We start from the raw sequence: 17295 nt of genomic DNA, 5'->3' as shown, positions 1-17295 counted from the left end.
GATCAGCGCGGCTTTTCGGTTGCCGCTTCGGCCTCGGTCACGAAGCCGATGCGGCTCAGCCCGGCCTTGTTCGCAATGCCCATGAGCGCCACCACCTTGCCGTAGGGCACGGTCTGGTCGGCGCGCAGTTGCACTTCGGTGTCCTTGCTGTCCGCGGCGGCCTTCTCGAGCTGGGCCGCCAGCTCTTCATCGGTCACGGGCTTGTCGTTCAGGAAGACCTTGCCCGATGCATCGACCGAGAGGCTCACGAACTTGGGCGTGTCGTTGGGCTGGCCGGCATCGGTCTGCGGCAGGTCGAGCTTGATCGAACTGGCCATCAGCGGCGCCGTGATGATGAAGATCACCAGCAGCACCAGCATCACGTCGACCAGCGGCGTGACGTTGATGTCCGAGAGTGGCCGCTGTCCGCCAGCCCCGGTGGCGCGTCCGCCGCCTGCGGCGCTGCTGCCGAGCGATGTGCGTCCGAAGGCCATGTTGCGGTGCTCCCTGCCTAGACGGGCATCGGCCGTGCCGGCGGCGGCGCGGCAGGTGCCGCTGCGTCGCCGAAGCTGCCGAGCAGGTCGTGCGCGAAGCCTTCGAGCTCGGCTTCGACGCGGCCGATGACGCGGCCGAAGACGTTGTAGGCCAGCACGGCAGGAATGGCGACCGCGAGGCCGAAAGCGGTCATGACGAGCGCTTCGCCGACGGGCCCGGCCACCTTGTCGATGGTGAAGCCGCCGGCCTGGCCCGCGATGCCCGTCAGCGCGCCGTAGATGCCCCAGACCGTGCCCAGCAGGCCGACGAAGGGGGCCGTGGCGCCGACGGTGGCGAGAAGGATCTGGCCTGCCTGCAGGCGCCGCAATGCACCGTGCAGCGCGTCGCGCAGGGCGCGCGTGAGACGCTGGTTGCGGTCGCCCGCCGCGCCGAGCGTGCCATTGACGTTGACGGCCGCCACGTTCTTGATGGCGACGACCGCAGGCAGCACCAGCGTGGCCCGGTCGAATGCCTTGAGCTTCTGCTCGGCATCGGCCAGCGTGGCCGACTGCCAGAACGCCGCGATGCCGCGCAGCACATCGCGCGTGCCGCCGCGCAGCAGCCACGCCTTCCAGAGGATCACGACCCAGCTCGCGATCGACATCGCCAGCAGCAGCGCCGCCACCGAACGGCTGACGCCGTCGCCATGGGTCAGCAGTTCGAGGACGCTCATCGGGTGCCGCGACCGCCGCCGGGCCGCCCCAAGGCGAGTCGCGCCTCACCCATGGGGGGTGGCGAAGCACACGAAGTGGCAAGCCGGGGGGCTGTCATTTCAGCGCAGACCGAGCACGTCGTACATGTCGAAGAGGCCAGCTTTCTGCTCGGCCAGGAAGCGCACCGCACGCAGGGCGCCTTGCGCATACGTGACGCGGCTGGACGACTTGTGCGTGATCTCGATGCGCTCGCCGATACCGGCGAACAGCACGGTGTGGTCGCCCACGATGTCGCCGCCGCGGATGGCCGAGAAGCCGATGGTCGACGGGTCGCGCTCGCCGGTGATGCCTTCGCGGGCGTAGACGGCGCAGTCCTTCAGGTCGCGGCCCAGCGCGTCGGCGATGACTTCGCCCATCTTGAGCGCGGTGCCCGAGGGCGCGTCGACCTTGTGGCGGTGGTGGGCTTCGATGATCTCGATGTCGTAGCCGGTTGACATCGCCTTGGCGGCCATTTCGAGCAGCTTGAAGGTGACGTTGACGCCCACGCTCATGTTGGGCGCCAGCATGATGGCCACGTCTTTCGCGATCTCGGCGATCTCGGCCTTCTGCGCGTCGCTGAAGCCGGTGGTGCCGATGACGGCCTGCACGCCGAGTTCGCGGCAGACCGCCAGGTGCGCGAGCGTGCCTTCGGGGCGGGTGAAGTCGATGAGCACCTGCGCGTCTTTCAGGCCCGTGCGCAGGTCCGCCACGATGGGCACGCCGCTCGTGAAGCCCAGGAAGGCGGCCGCGTCGGCGCCGATGGCTTCGCTGCTGGCGATGTCCAGGGCGCCGGCCAGACGGCAGTCGGGCGCGTTGCGCACGGCCTCGATCAGCATGTGACCCATGCGGCCCGAGGCACCGGCGATGGCGATGCGGCGTGGCGCGGAGGTGGCGGAAAGGAAGGAAGAGGTAGGTTGAGTCACGCGGATTCAGTCATCGAGATGGCCCGCAGGCCACTGGGAACCATGAGGGGACCGGACGGACGCCGCCTGACTCGGCGGGCGCCGCCCGCTCCTGCTGCGCTCAGCGCGCGGCTTCGAGCGGGGGGTAGGCCGCCGGCAGCGGAGGCACGGTCGTCGCCGAAGCGGCGGCATCGGCTTTCTCGTCCTTGGCCGGCGCGAATTTCTTGAGCTCGTCTTCCGTCGCCTCGAGCTGGGGCACCTTGCCGGTTTTCTTGCGGGTGTCGAGCGTGGCGACGAATTCTTCTTCGCTGGGCATCTCGTCGCCTACGAAGCGGTCCATCAACTCGCCGTTGAAGAACACGGTCAGGTGGCGCTCCTGGGGTTCGACGCCCTGGCGGCGAATGGTGAACACGTAGTCCCAGCGATTGGCGTGGAACACGTCGTTCAGCAGCGAAGTACCGAGGATTTCACGCACCTGCTGGCGGGACATGCCGGGCTTGAGTGCCGCGACCTGCTCCTTCGACACGAAATTGCCCTGGACCACTTCGACCTTGTAGGGCGTGACCGCGGCCAGCGCGCCACGCGTGCGATCGCTGAAGCCGCTGCAGGCACCGAGGCAGAGCGTCGCGGCGACGGCAGCAGCCAGCAGCCAGGAACGGCGTTGGAAAATGGCAGGCATGGGAGGAAAAGGGGGTAGCGATATGATCGGCCATTGTAGCGGCTGACCTTTTCAGGACCTGACCGCAGCACAGGGCGCAGGAACCATCATGGCCAATATCGACGAACTCAAGAACACCGGCCTCAAGGCCACCTTGCCACGCTTGAAGATTCTGGAAATCTTCCAGACCGGCAGCCAGCGGCACATGACAGCGGAAGACGTGTTTCGCGTCCTGCTCAACGAACACTCCGACATCGGCCTGGCCACGGTGTACCGCGTGCTCACGCAGTTCGAGCAGGCCGGCATCCTGGAGCGCAGCCACTTCGAAAGCGGCAAGGCGGTCTACGAGCTGAACGAAGGCACGCACCACGACCACCTGATCTGCACCTCATGCGGCAAGGTCGAGGAGTTCTACGACGCCGAGATCGAGCGCCGACAGCAGATGATTTCCAAGGACAAGGGCTGGATCCTGCAGGACCACGCAATGTCGCTATATGGCCTCTGCGGCGACTGTGTAAAGAAGCGCTAGAACAGGGCTTACCCCCAGTCTTCGCGCACTTCGTGTCGCTTCGCCAACCCCCTTTCAGGGGGCGACACCGGCGGCCCGGCAAAGCCGGTTCCGCGGTGTCCCTGGCAAAACAAAACGGGGTCAGTCTTGGCCGGTTTCCATCGCCTTGTGGTGGCGCGCCACGAAATCCGCATAGGTGTCGATCCCACGCAGCTGCAGGATCGAATTGCGCACGGCCGCCTCGACCAGCACGGCGATGTTGCGCCCCGCCACCACCTGGATGATGACCTTGCGCACCGGGATGCCCAGCACGTCCTGCGTGAGCGGCGCGGAGGGCATGCGTTCGTAGTCGCGCTCGAAGCTGTCGCGGCGCACCAGATGCACGATGAGCTTCAGGCGCATCTTCCGGCGCACTGCCGTCTCGCCGAAGATCGCGCGGATGTCGAGCAGGCCGATGCCGCGCACCTCCAGCAGGTTCAGCAGCAGGTCGGGGCAGCGGCCCTCGATGGTGTTCTGGTTGATGCGGTAGAGGTCGACCGCATCGTCGGCCACCAGGCCGTTGCCGCGTGAAATCAGCTCGAGGCCCAGTTCGCTTTTGCCGAGGCCCGATTCGCCCGTGATCATCACGCCCATGCCCAGGATGTCCATGAACACGCCGTGCATCGAGGTGCGCTCGGCGAAGTGCTTGGACAGGTAGGCGCGCAGCAGGTCGATCACGAAGGCCGACGATTCGCGCGTGGCGAAGAGCGGCAATTGGGCGCGCTCGCAGATCGACAGCAGCTCGTCGGGCGGCGCCTGGCCGTCGGCCAGCACCAGCATCGGCGGCTCCAGCGTGACGATGCGGGCGATGCGGCGTGCGCAGTCGTCCGGGCTGCCGCGCGTCAGGTAGGCCACCTCGCGGGCGCCCAGGATCTGCACGCGGTACGGGTGGATGTAGTTGAGATAGCCGACCAGGTCGGCGGCCGACTGGGCGCGGCTGATGACCTCGGGATCGAACTGGCGCTCTGAAGCACCGAGCCCCGCGAGCCATTCCCAGCGGAGCGACCCGCGGAACTCCTCGAACATGGCATCGGCGCTGATGACGGTCGGCTTCATGCGTTCAGGAGGCGGCGCTCGGCGCCGTCATTGGAGTGAAGAGTGGCAGGAGGTATCGCGCAGCTTAGCAGCAGCCGCGCACGCCGACGCACGCGCTCAGGCGACTTGCGTGGATTGCCAGCCGGCGATCAGGCCATGCAAGGCGGCTGCATCGGTGCTGGACTTGATCTGCTCGCGCAGGCTGGCGTCGCTCAGCAGCTCGGCGATTTCAGAGAGGATTTCGAGGTGCTTCTGCGTGGCCGCTTCGGGCACCAGCAAGAAGATCAGGAGGGCGACGGGCTGCTCGTCGGGGGCATCGAAGCCGATGGGATTCGCCAGCTGAAACACCGCGGCCATCGGTGCCTTGAGGCCCTTGATGCGGCCATGCGGAATGGCAACACCGTGACCAAGGCCGGTGGAGCCGAGGCGCTCACGCGCAAACAGACTGTCGGTGATCAGGGCGCGCCCCAGCCCATGAAGGCTTTCGAACAGAAGGCCAGCTTCTTCGAAAGCACGTTTCTTGCTGGTAGCGTCAACGCTCACAAGCACTTGGGCGGGCGGCAGGATGGACGCGAGGCGATTCATGGTGGGAGCAGAGCGGGGGCGATTATGCACCCGGTTGGTAAAAACCCCCAGTCCCCCTATCTACTTTCTGTTTACATGTTGCCCAGAGGCATCGCTGCCCCGGGGAGACTCCCCAAAGTCCCACGGCAACAGTCGGAAAAGCAAAAGGCCGCCCGAAGGCGGCCTGTGGTGCGAGCGGGCCTCAAGGGCCTCGCCCGGTGCTCACATCACGCGCTTGGGCGCCACGTGATGGTGGTCTTGCAGGCGGTCCTTGTGGCGGACCACCTGGCGGTCGAGCTTGTCGACCAGTTCATCGACCGCAGCGTAGAGATCAGCGTGGCTCGACTCCGCGAACATGTCATTGCCCTTGACGTGAATGTTGCACTCCGCCCTTTGGCGGCGTTCCTTTTCCTTCTGCTTTTCCACCGTGAGGATCACCTTCACATCGACCACCTGGTCGAAATGCCGTGTGATCCGGTCCAGCTTGCTCGTGACGTAGGTGCGCAAGGCAGGGGTGACGTCGAGGTGATGACCGCTGATCGTCAAATTCATGAATGACCTCCTGAGAATTGACGGTTGGGGAAATGACCCCGCTCCGGGATGGAGCGTGGCCGGCGAAACAGGTTGGGTTCGGGGGAGAGGAAAGAAGAAGGGGGAGAAAGAGGGGTCGGTCGATTCACTATGCCCAAGCTGTCACGGTATTGCAATACCTGGGTTCTCCGGGTGGCGGGGGCGCCCGGAGCCTGCTTCAATCCGCTATTGAATCCATAGCTGCCCGCGCATGTTGGCCCGCCTTCGCGGCGCTTTGCGAGCAAGTGTTAACGCGCTTTTCGCCCGGTGACCCTGCCGGGTGAAGGGCCAGCGGGTTCAGCGCCAGGCCGCGCGCATGCGGTTGCGCAGGTCGATGACAGCGCTGGGCGGCGGCACCGCGGGCGCGCGCACCGGCGGTGGCGGCCAGGTCTGCTGCTCGAAGCCCGCGAGATCCGATTCCGTGATGAAGCGCGTGCGGTTCGCATAGAGATGCCGGTCGCCCCGCACCGCCTGCTGCGTGATGTAGAAGCGCTGCGGCACCAGGAGGTGCAGATGGTCGCGGGCCCGTGTCATCGCGACGTAGAGCAGGCGCCGCTCTTCCTCGAGTTCGTGCGCGCTCTGCGCCACGTCGGCCGGCAGGCAACCGTCGACCACATTGAGCACATGCACCGAGTTCCACTCCTGCCCCTTGGCCGAATGAATGGTGGAGAGGATCAGGTAGTCCTCGTCCAGCAGCGGCGGACTGGGACGATCGCTCGTGGCCTCGGGCGGATCGAGCGTGAGCTCGGTCAGGAAGCGCTCGCGCGAGCCATAGCCCGCGGCAAGGCGCACCAGTTGCTCCACGTCCTGGCGGCGCACGCCGGAGGTGTCGTCGTAGAGGCGCTCCAGGTGCGGCAGGTACCAGTCCATCGCCAGCTCCACATCGGCCGGCCAGGTCAGCGACGGTGCGCGCAAGGCGGCGTAGGTTTCGGCAAAGCCTGCCCACTGCTCGCGCGCTGCGGACGGCGGCACGAAGTCGCGCACGGCCACGGCCGGATCGGCCGCCTGGTCCATCGCATCGAGCAGTCGCGTGCCCGTGACGGGTCCGATGCCGGGGATGAGTTGCGTGACGCGAAACCCTGCCATGCGCCCGCGCGGGTTCTCGGCGAAGCGCAGCACCGCGAGCAGGTCCTTCACATGCGAGGCCTCGAGAAACTTGAGACCACCGAACTTCACGAACGGGATGTTGCGGCGCGCCAGCTCGAGTTCGAGCGCAGCGCTGTGCGACGAGGTGCGAAACAGCACCGCCTGCGACTTGAGCGCGAGGCCGCCTTCGCGGTGCGCGAGCACCTTGTCGGCCACCCAGCGCGCCTGCCCTGCTTCGTCGGGCACCAGCACCAGTTGCGGCTTGCCGGCGGAGGGCTTGTCGGTCCAGAGGGTCTTGGCATGCCGCTCGGCCGCCTGCGCGATCACGCGGTTCGACACGTCCAGGATCGGCTGCGTCGAGCGGTAGTTGCGCTCCAGCGTGACGACCCGCGCGGCCTGGCTGAACTGCGAAGGAAAGTCGAGGATGTTGCGCACCGTCGCGCCGCGAAAAGAGTAGATCGATTGCGCGTCGTCCCCCACCACCGTGACGCCGCGCCCGTCGGGCTTCATCGCCAGCAGGATCGAGGCCTGCAGCAGGTTGGTGTCCTGGTATTCGTCGACCAGCACATGGTCGAAGCGCGCGCCCACGGCCTCGGCCAATGCGGGCTCGGCCACCATCTCGGCCCAGTAGAGCAGCAGGTCGTCGTAGTCGAGCACGTTCTGCTGCTGCTTGGCTTCGACATAGGCGCCGAACAGCCTCTTGAGTTCGGCCTCCCATTCATCGCACCAGGGAAAGGCGTCCTTCAGCACCTCGGCCACCGAAGCGCGCGTGTTCACGCAGCGTGAATAGATCGACAGGCACGTGCCCTTGCGCGGGAAGCGGTTCACCGTGGAAGACAGGCCCAGTTCATGCCGGACCAGCCCCATCAGGTCTTCGGCATCGCCGCGGTCGTGGATCGTGAAGTTCTCGTCGAGCCCGATCTGCCCGGCATATTCGCGCAGCAAACGCGCCCCGATGCCGTGGAAGGTGCCGGCCCACGGCAGCGCGGGCGGGCGTTCCGACTTCAGCCCGAGCACACGCGCCAGCACCTGGCCCGCGCGTCGCTCCATTTCCTGCGCGGCACGGCGCGAGAAGGTCAGCAGCAGCAGGCGCTGCGGATCGACCCCGTCCGCGATCAGGTGCGCCACCCGATGCGCCAGCGTGCTGGTCTTGCCGGAACCGGCACCGGCGATCACCAGCAGCGGGCGGTGATCGTCGGCCACCGCAGCGCCGACGCCGTGCTCGACGGCAGCGCGCTGGTCGTCGTTGAGCGTGGCCAACGCCGCGGCCAGGCGCTCGGCCTGGGTCTTTGGCGCAGTGGAAAAAACGGGGGACGCAGCAGTCTGCATGGGGCACGACTTTACTGTATGCCCGTCCAGTTCAGTCAGGTTGCCGCCATGTGGCCGGTGACATAATCGCGCCTCGCTGCAACCGGAGACTCCCCCATGGAAACCGCCCCGTCTCGGCAGCTTTCAACTCCCTTCTGACGCCTCGCGCCGGGCCCGGGAATTGAAAGCGCCCCTCCCTCGCCCACCGTTCAGTCACCCCCGGGAGTGAGCCCATGCTCAATATCTTTACGCTCGCCAACGGCCGCCTCGTCCAGGAAGAGATCGAGTCGCTGGAAGAGCTCTCCAAGTTCCAGCCGATCTGGGTCGACCTCGAATCGCCTACGCTCGAAGAGAAGCGCTGGATCAAGCAGTACTACGGCCTCTCGATTCCTGAAGACGCGATGGACGAGGACATCGAGGAATCCGCCCGCTTCTACGAGGAAGACAACGGCGAGCTGCACATCCGCTCGGACTTTTTGATCGACGACGACGAAGACCCGCGCACGGTGCGCGTGGCCTTCATCCTCAACCAGCACAACACGGACCTGCGCAGCCGCGGCGTGCTGTTCTCGATCCACGACGAGGACGTGCCTGTCTTCCGCCTCCTTCGCATGCGCGCGCGCCGCGCGCCGGGGCTCATCGAAGACGCCAAAGAGGTGATGCTCAAGCTCTTCGACGCCGATGCCGAATACTCGGCCGACACGCTGGAGAACATCTACGACGAGCTCGAAGTGGCGGGCAAGAAAGTGCTCTCGGGCAACGTCACCGACGAGCTGGCCGGCGAAGTGCTCGGCCTCATCGCGCGGCAGGAAGACTTGAACGGCCGCATCCGCCGCAACGTGATGGACACGCGCCGCGCGGTCAGCTTCATGATGCGCAGCAAGATGCTCAACGCCGAGCAGTTCGAGGAGGCGCGGCAGATCCTGCGCGACATCGAATCGCTGGACAACCACACGGCCTTCCTCTTCGACAAGATCAACTTCCTGATGGATGCGACCGTCGGTTTCATCAACATCAACCAGAACAAGACCATCAAGATCTTCTCGGTGGCGAGCGTGGCGCTCTTGCCGCCCACGCTGATCGCGAGCATCTACGGCATGAACTTCAAGTTCATGCCCGAGCTCGACTGGGCCATGGGCTACCCATACGCCATCGTGCTGATGGCGGCGAGCGCGCTGGTGCCGATGTGGTATTTCCGCCGGCGCGGCTGGCTCAAATAGCCGGTTGCCGCGCGAGCCACGCGCCGACCAGCGCGAGGCTGTAGCGGCTCGCGACCTCGGCGACGAAGCGCGCGAAGTCGCCGTGGGCCTCGTCGTCGGCGCGGTCTGAAATCGTGCGCATCGCCGCGAAGGGCACGCCGTAGTCATGGCACACCTGCGCCACTGCGGCGCCTTCCATTTCCACGGCGAGCGCGTCAGGCAGTTGGCGGCGCAGCGTTTCGCTCTCGGCGGCGGTCGAGACGAAACGATCGCCGCTGATCAGCAAGCCGCGATGCACCTTCGGTGAGCGAAGGCCGAACTCGTCGACAGCGCCCTGCCCCACCAACGCCACCGGATCACGCAGCGCCTCTTCGGCCACAGCGGCCAGCGAATCGCCGATCGCCGCGTCGGCCGCGAAACGAGAAAGGCCCATCAAGGGCACTTCGTATTTCGGAAAGAGCGGCGATGCGTCCATGTCGTGCTGAAGCAGTTCGGTCGCCACGACCACATCGCCCACATTCACGCCCGGCGCGAGCCCGCCCGCAACACCGCTGAACACGATAGCTCGCACGGCGAACCGTTCGAGCAGCACCGTGGCCGTCACCGCCGCCGCGACCTTGCCGATGCGCGACAGCACCGCGACCACGGGCTTGCCATGCAAATGGCCCACCCAGAAGTCGCGCCCGGCAACGCGCACGCGCTGCTCGTCGGGCATCTGCGCGAGGAGCGCTTTCAGCTCCTCGTGCATCGCCGCGACGATGGCGATGGGCGCAGCCACCGCTTACTTGATGTCCACGCCGTAGAAGGTGTGGCGACCGAAGGGGCTCAGCTTGAAGTCGATGACTTCCTTGCGCACAGGCTTCAGTTGCACCGCATGTGCGATCGTGAACCACGGCGCCTGCTCCTTGAAGATGACTTGCGCCTTCTTGTAGAGCGCATCGCGGTCGGCCTGCTTGACCGTGCTCTTGGCCTTCACCACGAGGTCTTCGTACGGCTGGTAGCAGAACTTCGAGATGTTGCTGCCGCTCGCCGACTTGGCCGAAGCACAGCCCAGCAGCGTGTACATGAAGTTGTCCGGGTCGCCGTTGTCGCCGGTCCAGCCCAGCATGCCCATCTGGTGCTCGCCGGCCTGCAGGCGCTTGCGGTACTCGCCCCATTCGAAGCTCTTGATCTCGGCCTTGACGTTGATCTTGGCGAGGTCCGCCTGCATCAGCTCGGCGATGCGCTTGGCGTTCGGGTTGTAGGGCCGCTGCACCGGCATGGCCCACAGGTCGGTCGAGAAACCGTCGGGGAAGCCGGCCTGCGCCAGCAGCTTCTTGGCGGCTTCGGGATCGTACGGATCGTCCTTGATCGCGTCGTTGTAGGACCACATGGTCGGCGGGATCGGGTTCTTCGCGGCAACGCCGGTCGTGAGGTACACGCCGTCGATGGTCGCCTTCTTGTTGATCGCCATGTTGATAGCCTTGCGCACGCGCACGTCGTCGAACGGTTTCTTCGTCGTGTTGTACGAGAGGTAGCCCACGTTCAGGCCCGGCTGCTCCAGCACCTGCACATTCGGGTCCTTGCGGATCGCATCCAGGTCGGCCGGGTTCGGGTACGGCATCACGTGGCATTCGCCCTTCTGCAGCTTGGCCCAGCGCACCGACGCATCAGGCGTGATCGCGAACACGAGGTCGTCGATCTTCGCCTTGCCGCCCCAGTACTGCGGGAAGGCCTTGAAGCGGATGATCGCGTCCTTCTGGTACTGCACCAGGTAGAACGGGCCTGTGCCGATCGGATCCTGGTCCACCTTCTCGGGCGTGCCGGCCTTCAGCATGGCAATGGCGTATTCCTTCGACTGGATGCCCGCGTACTGCATCGCCAGGTTGGCGAGGAACGGCGCCTCGGCCTGGTTGAGCGTGATCTTCACCGTGTAGTCGTCGATGCGGTCCACCGACTTCAGGAGCTTGGGCATGCCCATGTCGTTGAAGTACGAGTGGTTCTGGCTCGTGACCTTGAAGAAGGGGTCACTCTCCTTCCACTGCCGCTCGATCATGAAGATGAAGTCGTCGGCGTTGAAGTCGCGCGTGGGCTTGAAGCTCTTGCTCGTGGTGTGCCACTTCACGCCCTTGCGGAGGTGAAAGGTGTAGACCGTGCCGTCGGCCGAGATGTCCCATTTTTCGGCGAGGCCCGGCGTGACCTTGGTGCCGCCGCGCTCGAACTCGACGATGGTGTTGTAGACCTGCGTGGTCACGTCGAACGACGTGCCGGTGGTGTTCATGCCCGGATAGAAATTCTCCGGGCTTCCTTCGGAGCAATACACCAGCGTCTTGGCTGACACGGCACCCGAGGCCAGGGTAAGGGCCGCAAGCGCTGTCGGTGCCAGGAGCGCCAGCATTCGTGAGCGGCGCGAAACGGAGGATTGGGTCTTCATGAGGACTCCTTCAGACACGGTTGAGAAAAAAGCGAGACTTGCTCAGGGATTCGTCGCCATCGGAACGGCGAGCACGGGAACGTCGGCGCGCACGGGCGGCGCGCCATCGAGGAACTTCTCTGCGTAGTGGCAGGCCACCAGCCGCTCGTCGAGCGCGCGCAACAGCGGCCGCTCCTGGCTGCAGCGCGGCTGCACATGCGGGCAGCGCGTGTTGAAGACGCAGCCGGAGGGCGGATTCAGCGGCGACGGCAGCTCGCCCTTGAGCACGATGCGCTGGCTGCTGAGCCCCGGCGTCGAGGCCAGCAGCGCCTGCGTGTACGGATGCAGCGGCCGCGCGAAGATGCGCCCCTTGGGGCCCTGCTCCACCGCGTGGCCGAGGTACATCACGAGCACGTCGTGCGCGATGTGGCGCACCACGCCCAGGTCGTGCGAGATGAAGAGATACGCGAGCCCCAGTTCGGCCTGCAGGTCAGCCAGCAGGTTCAGCACCTGCGCCTGGATCGACACGTCGAGCGCCGACACCGGCTCGTCGGCCACCAGGAGGCGCGGCGACAGCATGAGCGCGCGCGCGATCGCGATGCGCTGGCGCTGGCCGCCCGAGAACATGTGCGGATAGCGGTTCGCGTATTCGGGGCGCAGGCCCACGCGGGCGAGCATTTCGCGCGCCTTGGCGGCGCGCTCCGACTTGCCCATCGTGGTGTTGATCGCGAGCGGGTCTTCGAGCACGGCCGAGATCTTCTTGCGCGGATTGAGCGAGCCGTAGGGGTTCTGGAATACCAGCTGCACGGCCTGGCGCAACTCGCGCTTGCGCTCGGCCGGCGGGTTCACCGCATCGGCACCGATGAGCGTGAGCTGCCCCGCCGTCGGCTTCTCGATCAGCGCGACCATGCGCGCGAGCGTGGACTTGCCGCAGCCCGATTCGCCGACCACCGCCAGCGTGCGGCCGCGCTCGAGCCGGAACGAGATGTCGCCCACCGCGCGCAGATGCGCCGGCGCGCGAAAGAGCCCGCGCCGCACGTCGTAGGTGCGCTGCAGATTGGTGGCCTCGACCACGACGTCGCCTGGCGCGCCTTGGTCGTTGTTCATGGCAGCGCCTCCGCCACGGGCAACTGCTGCGGCCGGTCCTGCTCGATCGCCACGATGCGGCCCGGCTCGCCGAGCGGATAGTGGCAGCGCACCTCGGCGCCCTGCCACTCGCGCAATGCAGGGCGCACATTGCAGGCGCGCGTGGTGACGTAGCTGCAGCGCGGCGCGAACAGGCAGCCCGAAGGCCGGTCGTGCACGCCGGGCACCACGCCGCTGATGGTGGCAAGCCGCCCTTCGGGCGCGGCGCGCTCGGGCAATGCCGCGAGCAAGGCCTCGGTGTACGGATGCTGCGGCGATGCGAAGAGCCGGTCGACGCGCTGGTGCTCCATCACCTGGCCTGCGTACATCACGGCGATGCGCTGCGCCATCTCGCTCACCACGCCCATGTTGTGCGTGATCAGCACCAGCGCCATGCCGCGCTCCTTCTGCAGGTCGCGCAGCAGGTCGAGGATCTGCGCCTGGATGGTCACGTCGAGCGCGGTGGTCGGCTCGTCGGCAATCAACAGGCGCGGGTTGCAGGCGATCGCCATTGCGATCATCACGCGCTGGTTCATGCCGCCGGAGAGCTGATGCGGGTAGCTGCCCAGGCGCGACGACGCGGCGGGAATGCCAACCTGCTCCAGCAGTTCGGTCGCGCGCTTCTTCGCCGTGCGCTTGTCGAGGTTCAGGTGCAGCCGCAGCGTCTCCATCAACTGGAAGCCGATGGTGAAGCAGGGGTTGAGGCTGGTGGTCGGCTCCTGGAAGATCATCGCGACCTCCTTGCCGACCAGCGAGCGGCGCGCCTTGTCGGAGATGCCGAGCAGGTCCTTTCCCGCGAAGCGCATGTGGTCCGCGCGCACGCGGCCCGGGAAGCCGACGAGGCCCATGAGCGCCATCATCGTGACGCTCTTGCCCGAGCCCGATTCGCCGACGATGCCGAGCACCTCGCCCTCTTCGAGCGTGAGGCTCACGCCGTCGACCGCATGCAGCACGCCGCCTTGCGTGGGAAATTCCACGTGCAGGTCTTTGATGTCCAGCAAAGGCATCGTTTCTCTCCTTTGCGTTGATTCAGCGCTTGAGCTTCGGGTCGAGCGCATCGCGCAAGCCGTCGCCCAGCAGATTGAAAGCCAGCACCGCCGCGAGGATCGCGAGACCCGGGAAGGTCACAACCCACCACGCGCGCAGCACGAACTCGCGCGCATCGGCCAGCATCGTTCCCCACTCGGGCGATGGCGGTTGCGCGCCGAGGCCCAGGAAGCCGAGCGCCGCCGCATCGAGGATGGCGGTGGAGATGCCGAGCGAGGCCTGCACGATCAGCGGTGCCGCGCAGTTGGGCAGCACCTCGCGGAACATCAGGCGCAGCGTGCCGGCGCCGCTCACGCGGGCCGCGGTCACGTAGTCGCGCGAGACTTCGGCGATGACGGCCGCGCGCGTGATGCGCACGTAATGCGGCAGCACCACGATGGCCACTGCAAGCATTGCGTTGACGAGCCCCGGGCCGAGGATTGCGACGATCACGATGGCGAGCAGCAAGCTCGGCAGCGTGAGCACGATGTCCATGAGCCGCATGATCGCGATCTCGAGCACGCCGCGGAAAAAGCCCGCGATGAGCCCGAGCACCACGCCCGCCACCACCGACAGCGCCACCACGGCGACACCGATCGACAGCGAAAGCCGCGCGCCGTACATGAGCCGCGAAAGAATGTCGCGGCCGATGGCATCGGTGCCCAGGAGGTAGCTCCACGTTCCGCCCTGCTGCCATGCAGGCGGCAGCAGGAAGACGGCGCTGTTGGTTTCGTTGGGCGCGTGCGGCGCGATCCACGGCGCGAACAGTGCGACGAGCAAGAGCACGACGATGGTCACGAGCCCGATGACCGCGCCGCGGTTCGCCGAGAACGCGGTCCAGAACTCGCGCCAGGGGCCGGGCGGCGCGGCATTGGCGCCGGTCGTCGGAATGGTGGGGTTCGAAGTCGTGGTCATCAGCGTCGAATGCGGGGGTTGATGACGCCGTAGGCCACGTCGACCAGAAGATTGACCAGCATCACAATGCCGCCGAGCAGCAGCATGCCGCCCTGCAGCACCGGATAGTCGCGCCGGCCGATGGCCTCGATGAGCCACTTGCCGACACCGGGCCAGGAAAAAATTGTCTCGGTGAGGATCGCGCCGGTGAAGAGCACGCCCACCTGCAGCCCGATGACCGTGACGACCGGGATCAGCGCATTGCGCAGCGCATGCAGGCCCACCACGCGAAAGCGCGAGAGCCCCTTGGCGCGCGCGGTGCGGATGTAGTCCTCGCCGAGCACTTCGAGCATGGCCGAGCGCGTCATGCGCGCGATCACCGCGAGCGGCACGGTGCCCAGCACGATGGCCGGAAGAATCAGGTGGTGCAGCGCCGACCAGAAGGCGTCGGTGTCGCCGGCGCGCAGCGAGTCGATCAACAGGAAGCCGGTTTCGGGCTCGATGAAGTACTGCACCGCGATGCGCCCCGAAACGGGCGTCCACCCGAGCTGCACCGAGAAGAACAGGATCAGCAGCAAGCCCCACCAGAAGATCGGCATCGAGTAGCCGGTGAGCGAGGTGGCCATCACGCCGTGGTCGAAGATGGAGTTGCGCCGCACGGCCGCGAGGATGCCCGCGGGCAGGCCCAGCAGCAGCGCGAAAAGAATCGCGCAGACGCCGAGCTCCACGGTGGCCGGAAAGAGCGCGAGGAACTCGCTCATCACCTTGTCCTGCGTGATGATCGACTTGCCGAGATCGCCATGCAGCACGCGGCCGATGTAGATGCCGTACTGCACGAGGATCGGCTTGTCGAAACCGTAGGCGGTGCGCAGTTCGGCATGGCGCGCGGGATCGATCCCGCGTTCGCCGGCCATGGTTTCAATGGGGTCGCCCGGCACGAGCCGGATGAGGAAGAAGGCCAGCAGCGTCATGCCGATGAAGGTCGGCACCAGCAGGCTCACGCGGGTCAATATGAATCTGAACATCGACCCGCGAATATGCAAGATCGATGCCGTGGCCCTACCCGGGCCGAACCCTTACTTCCTGGCGTCGCGCAGTTCGCGGCGGAGGATTTTTCCGACCGGCGTTTTCGGGAGGTCCGTACGAAACTCTACGATTCGCGGCTGCTTGTAACCCGTAAGGTTTGCTCTGCAGTATTCGCGCACCTGCGCCTCGGTGAGCGACTCGTCCTTCTTCACGATCACCAGCTTCACCGCTTCGCCGGTCTTGTCGTCGGCCACACCCACCGCCGCGCATTCGAGCACGCCCGGAATCTGTGCAACGACGTCCTCGATCTCGTTCGGGTACACGTTGAAGCCCGACACCAGGATCATGTCCTTCTTGCGGTCGACCACCTTGAAGTAGCCGCGCTCGTCGACCACGCCGATGTCGCCGCTCTTGAAGTAGCCGTCGGACGTCATGACCTTGGCGGTTTCGTCGGGACGCTGCCAGTAGCCGGCCATCACCTGCGGGCCCTTGATGGCGATCTCGCCCGGCTGGCCCATCGGCACTTCGTTGCCGTCGTCGTCCAGGAGCTTGAGCCAGGTGCCCGGCAGCGGCAGGCCGATGGTGCCGGTATAGGCCTTGCTGTTCGTGGGGTTGCAGGTGGTCGACGGCGAGGTCTCGGACAGACCGTAGCCTTCGCAGATCGGGCAACCCGTTTTCTCGAGCCAGAGCTTCGCGACCGCGGCCTGCACCGCCATGCCGCCGCCCACCGAAACCTTGAGGTTCTTCCAGTTGACGGTGTTGAAATCGGGATGGTTCGCGAGGCCGTTGAACAGCGTGTTGACCGCGGGGAAGCTGTGGATCGTGTGCTTCGAGAGCTCCTTCAGCACGCCCGCGAGGTCGCGCGGATTCGGAATCAGGATCAGCTTGCCGCCCGTGCGCATGTTCAGCATCATGCCGACCGTGAACGCGAAGATGTGATACAGCGGCAACGCGCACACGCTGGTGGGCTGTTCACCGGCCGGCACCTGCACCATGACGGGTTCGTTCCAGGCCTCGGACTGCAGCACGTTGGCGATCACGTTGCGATGCAGCAGCACCGCACCTTTCGAGACGCCGGTGGTGCCGCCGGTGTACTGCAGCACGGCCACGTCGTCGGGGCCGATGCTCGGAGCCTGCAGCGTGCGGCTCGCACCTTTGTCGAGCGCCTCATTGAAGCGCACCGCGCCCGGCAGGCTGAAGTGCGGCACCATCTTCTTGACGTTGCGCACCACGTAGTTGACCAGCGCGCCCTTCAGCAAACCGAGGCGGTCGCCCATCGAGGTGAGCACGATGTGCTTGATCGGCGTGGCCGCAATGCATTGCTGCAGCGTGGTGCCGAAGTTCTCCATGATGACGATGGCCTTGGCGCCCGAGTCCTTGAGCTGGTGCTCCAGTTCGCGCGGCGTGTAGAGCGGGTTCACGTTCACCAGGATCAGCCCCGCGCGAAGGATGGCCGCCACCGCGATCGGGTACTGCGGGCAGTTGGGCATCATCGCGGCCACGCGATCACCCTTGACCAGGCCCAGGCCCTGCAGGTACGCGGCGAAGGCCTTGCTCTGCCTGTCGGTCTCCGCGTAGCTCACGTCCTTGCCCATGAAGCTGTAGGCGGTGCGGTCGGCGAACTTGGTGAAGCTCTCCTCCATGAGCCCGACCAGCGAGGAATAGTGCGAAGCGTCGATGTCGGCAGGCACGCCTTGCGGGTAGCTGCTGAGCCAGGGGCGGTCGGTCATGGATGTGTCTCCTCCAGGTCTTGGAACT

At 66.2% G+C, this 17295-nt stretch carries 17 protein-coding genes; 2 read left to right on the top strand and 15 right to left on the bottom strand.

Annotation, left to right across the window (positions count from 1 at the left end):
* Window positions 1–2: 2 nt before the first annotated feature.
* The 4 genes from ACSFA7_RS17085 to ACSFA7_RS17070 all read right to left on the bottom strand — a co-directional run bounded on the left by ACSFA7_RS17085 (window position 3) and on the right by ACSFA7_RS17070 (window position 2786).
* Window positions 3–473, bottom strand: coding sequence for an ExbD/TolR family protein (locus ACSFA7_RS17085; RefSeq protein ID WP_198787111.1), 471 nt, complete (start codon window positions 471–473; stop codon window positions 3–5).
* A gap of 17 nt (window positions 474–490) precedes the next feature.
* Complete coding sequence (locus tag ACSFA7_RS17080) at window positions 491–1186, bottom strand: MotA/TolQ/ExbB proton channel family protein (protein WP_435500475.1); 696 nt, start codon at window positions 1184–1186, stop codon at window positions 491–493.
* Window positions 1187–1285: 99 nt separating this feature from the next.
* Entirely contained in the window at window positions 1286–2128 is an 843-nt protein-coding gene (gene dapB / locus ACSFA7_RS17075; protein ID WP_435500474.1) for a 4-hydroxy-tetrahydrodipicolinate reductase, read from the bottom strand.
* A gap of 100 nt (window positions 2129–2228) precedes the next feature.
* Window positions 2229–2786, bottom strand: coding sequence for an outer membrane protein assembly factor BamE (locus tag ACSFA7_RS17070; RefSeq protein ID WP_435500473.1), 558 nt, complete (start codon window positions 2784–2786; stop codon window positions 2229–2231).
* Between the two features lie 88 nt (window positions 2787–2874).
* Between ACSFA7_RS17070 and fur the strand changes: the two genes are divergently transcribed.
* Window positions 2875–3294, top strand: coding sequence for a ferric iron uptake transcriptional regulator (gene fur, locus ACSFA7_RS17065; RefSeq protein WP_013538901.1), 420 nt, complete (start codon window positions 2875–2877; stop codon window positions 3292–3294).
* A 120-nt stretch (window positions 3295–3414) separates the two neighbouring features.
* Here the strand turns inward: fur and hprK are convergent, their stop codons facing one another.
* The 4 genes from hprK to ACSFA7_RS17045 form a co-directional block, all read right to left on the bottom strand.
* The gene (gene hprK, locus ACSFA7_RS17060) at window positions 3415–4368 is read right to left on the bottom strand and encodes an HPr(Ser) kinase/phosphatase (protein ID WP_013538900.1); all 954 of its coding nucleotides are present in this window, start codon (window positions 4366–4368) and stop codon (window positions 3415–3417) included.
* Between the two features lie 96 nt (window positions 4369–4464).
* On the bottom strand, window positions 4465–4932 hold the full coding sequence (locus ACSFA7_RS17055; RefSeq protein WP_093127334.1) for a PTS sugar transporter subunit IIA: 468 nt from the start codon (window positions 4930–4932) through the stop codon (window positions 4465–4467).
* A gap of 201 nt (window positions 4933–5133) precedes the next feature.
* Window positions 5134–5463: a ribosome hibernation-promoting factor, HPF/YfiA family gene (gene hpf / locus ACSFA7_RS17050; RefSeq protein WP_013538898.1), complete on the bottom strand. Its 330-nt coding sequence runs from the start codon at window positions 5461–5463 to the stop codon at window positions 5134–5136.
* Window positions 5464–5778: 315 nt separating this feature from the next.
* Window positions 5779–7896 carry an ATP-dependent helicase gene (locus ACSFA7_RS17045; protein WP_435500472.1) on the bottom strand — a complete coding sequence of 706 codons (2118 nt, stop codon included), beginning with the start codon at window positions 7894–7896 and terminating at the stop codon, window positions 5779–5781.
* 212 nt (window positions 7897–8108) lie between these two features.
* Here ACSFA7_RS17045 and corA point away from each other — a divergent pair, with 212 nt between their 5' ends.
* Window positions 8109–9095, top strand: a complete 987-nt coding sequence (gene corA, locus ACSFA7_RS17040; RefSeq protein ID WP_013538896.1) for a magnesium/cobalt transporter CorA — start codon at window positions 8109–8111, stop codon at window positions 9093–9095.
* Here the strand turns inward: corA and ACSFA7_RS17035 are convergent.
* From ACSFA7_RS17035 to ACSFA7_RS17005, 7 genes are read right to left on the bottom strand one after another with little or no spacing between them, the layout of a single operon-like run.
* The gene (locus ACSFA7_RS17035; protein ID WP_435500471.1) at window positions 9088–9852 is read right to left on the bottom strand and encodes a 5'-methylthioadenosine/adenosylhomocysteine nucleosidase; all 765 of its coding nucleotides are present in this window, start codon (window positions 9850–9852) and stop codon (window positions 9088–9090) included. The two genes, corA and ACSFA7_RS17035, sit on opposite strands and share 8 nt — an antisense overlap.
* Before the next feature lie 3 nt (window positions 9853–9855).
* Window positions 9856–11487: an ABC transporter substrate-binding protein gene (locus ACSFA7_RS17030; protein WP_435500470.1), complete on the bottom strand. Its 1632-nt coding sequence runs from the start codon at window positions 11485–11487 to the stop codon at window positions 9856–9858.
* A 42-nt stretch (window positions 11488–11529) separates the two neighbouring features.
* Entirely contained in the window at window positions 11530–12573 is a 1044-nt protein-coding gene (locus ACSFA7_RS17025) for a peptide ABC transporter ATP-binding protein (protein WP_435500469.1), read from the bottom strand.
* A complete protein-coding gene (locus ACSFA7_RS17020) occupies window positions 12570–13598 on the bottom strand; it encodes an ABC transporter ATP-binding protein (RefSeq protein ID WP_435500468.1) in 1029 nt (342 codons plus the stop codon). Before ACSFA7_RS17020 ends, ACSFA7_RS17025 begins: the two co-directional genes overlap by 4 nt.
* 22 nt (window positions 13599–13620) lie before the next feature.
* Window positions 13621–14532: an ABC transporter permease subunit gene (locus ACSFA7_RS17015; protein ID WP_435500467.1), complete on the bottom strand. Its 912-nt coding sequence runs from the start codon at window positions 14530–14532 to the stop codon at window positions 13621–13623.
* A complete protein-coding gene (locus ACSFA7_RS17010; protein ID WP_176660758.1) occupies window positions 14532–15536 on the bottom strand; it encodes an ABC transporter permease subunit in 1005 nt (334 codons plus the stop codon). The genes ACSFA7_RS17015 and ACSFA7_RS17010 overlap by 1 nt, the downstream gene beginning before the upstream one ends.
* Window positions 15537–15587: 51 nt before the next feature.
* Complete coding sequence (locus tag ACSFA7_RS17005; protein WP_435500466.1) at window positions 15588–17267, bottom strand: long-chain-fatty-acid--CoA ligase; 1680 nt, start codon at window positions 17265–17267, stop codon at window positions 15588–15590.
* Window positions 17268–17295 lie beyond the last annotated feature (28 nt).

It is taken from the genome of Variovorax trehalosi, from assembly GCF_051216415.1.
GTDB lineage: Bacteria > Pseudomonadota > Gammaproteobacteria > Burkholderiales > Burkholderiaceae_C > Variovorax.
This window is presented reverse-complemented; position numbering and strand designations above follow the sequence as displayed.

Bases quoted from the DNA above. Each gene is read 5' to 3' on its own strand.
- ACSFA7_RS17085 (WP_198787111.1), bottom strand. From the start codon at position 473: ATGGCCTTCGGACGCACATCGCTCGGCAGCAGCGCCGCAGGCGGCGGA.
- ACSFA7_RS17080 (WP_435500475.1), bottom strand. From the start codon at position 1,186: ATGAGCGTCCTCGAACTGCTGACCCATGGCGACGGCGTCAGCCGTTCG.
- ACSFA7_RS17070 (WP_435500473.1), bottom strand. From the start codon at position 2,786: ATGCCTGCCATTTTCCAACGCCGTTCCTGGCTGCTGGCTGCTGCCGTC.
- fur (WP_013538901.1), top strand. From the start codon at position 2,875: ATGGCCAATATCGACGAACTCAAGAACACCGGCCTCAAGGCCACCTTG.
- hprK (WP_013538900.1), bottom strand. From the start codon at position 4,368: ATGAAGCCGACCGTCATCAGCGCCGATGCCATGTTCGAGGAGTTCCGC.
- ACSFA7_RS17055 (WP_093127334.1), bottom strand. From the start codon at position 4,932: ATGAATCGCCTCGCGTCCATCCTGCCGCCCGCCCAAGTGCTTGTGAGC.
- hpf (WP_013538898.1), bottom strand. From the start codon at position 5,463: ATGAATTTGACGATCAGCGGTCATCACCTCGACGTCACCCCTGCCTTG.
- ACSFA7_RS17045 (WP_435500472.1), bottom strand. From the start codon at position 7,896: ATGCAGACTGCTGCGTCCCCCGTTTTTTCCACTGCGCCAAAGACCCAG.
- corA (WP_013538896.1), top strand. From the start codon at position 8,109: ATGCTCAATATCTTTACGCTCGCCAACGGCCGCCTCGTCCAGGAAGAG.
- ACSFA7_RS17030 (WP_435500470.1), bottom strand. From the start codon at position 11,487: ATGAAGACCCAATCCTCCGTTTCGCGCCGCTCACGAATGCTGGCGCTC.
- ACSFA7_RS17025 (WP_435500469.1), bottom strand. From the start codon at position 12,573: ATGAACAACGACCAAGGCGCGCCAGGCGACGTCGTGGTCGAGGCCACC.
- ACSFA7_RS17020 (WP_435500468.1), bottom strand. From the start codon at position 13,598: ATGCCTTTGCTGGACATCAAAGACCTGCACGTGGAATTTCCCACGCAA.
- ACSFA7_RS17015 (WP_435500467.1), bottom strand. From the start codon at position 14,532: ATGACCACGACTTCGAACCCCACCATTCCGACGACCGGCGCCAATGCC.
- ACSFA7_RS17010 (WP_176660758.1), bottom strand. From the start codon at position 15,536: ATGTTCAGATTCATATTGACCCGCGTGAGCCTGCTGGTGCCGACCTTC.
- ACSFA7_RS17005 (WP_435500466.1), bottom strand. From the start codon at position 17,267: ATGACCGACCGCCCCTGGCTCAGCAGCTACCCGCAAGGCGTGCCTGCC.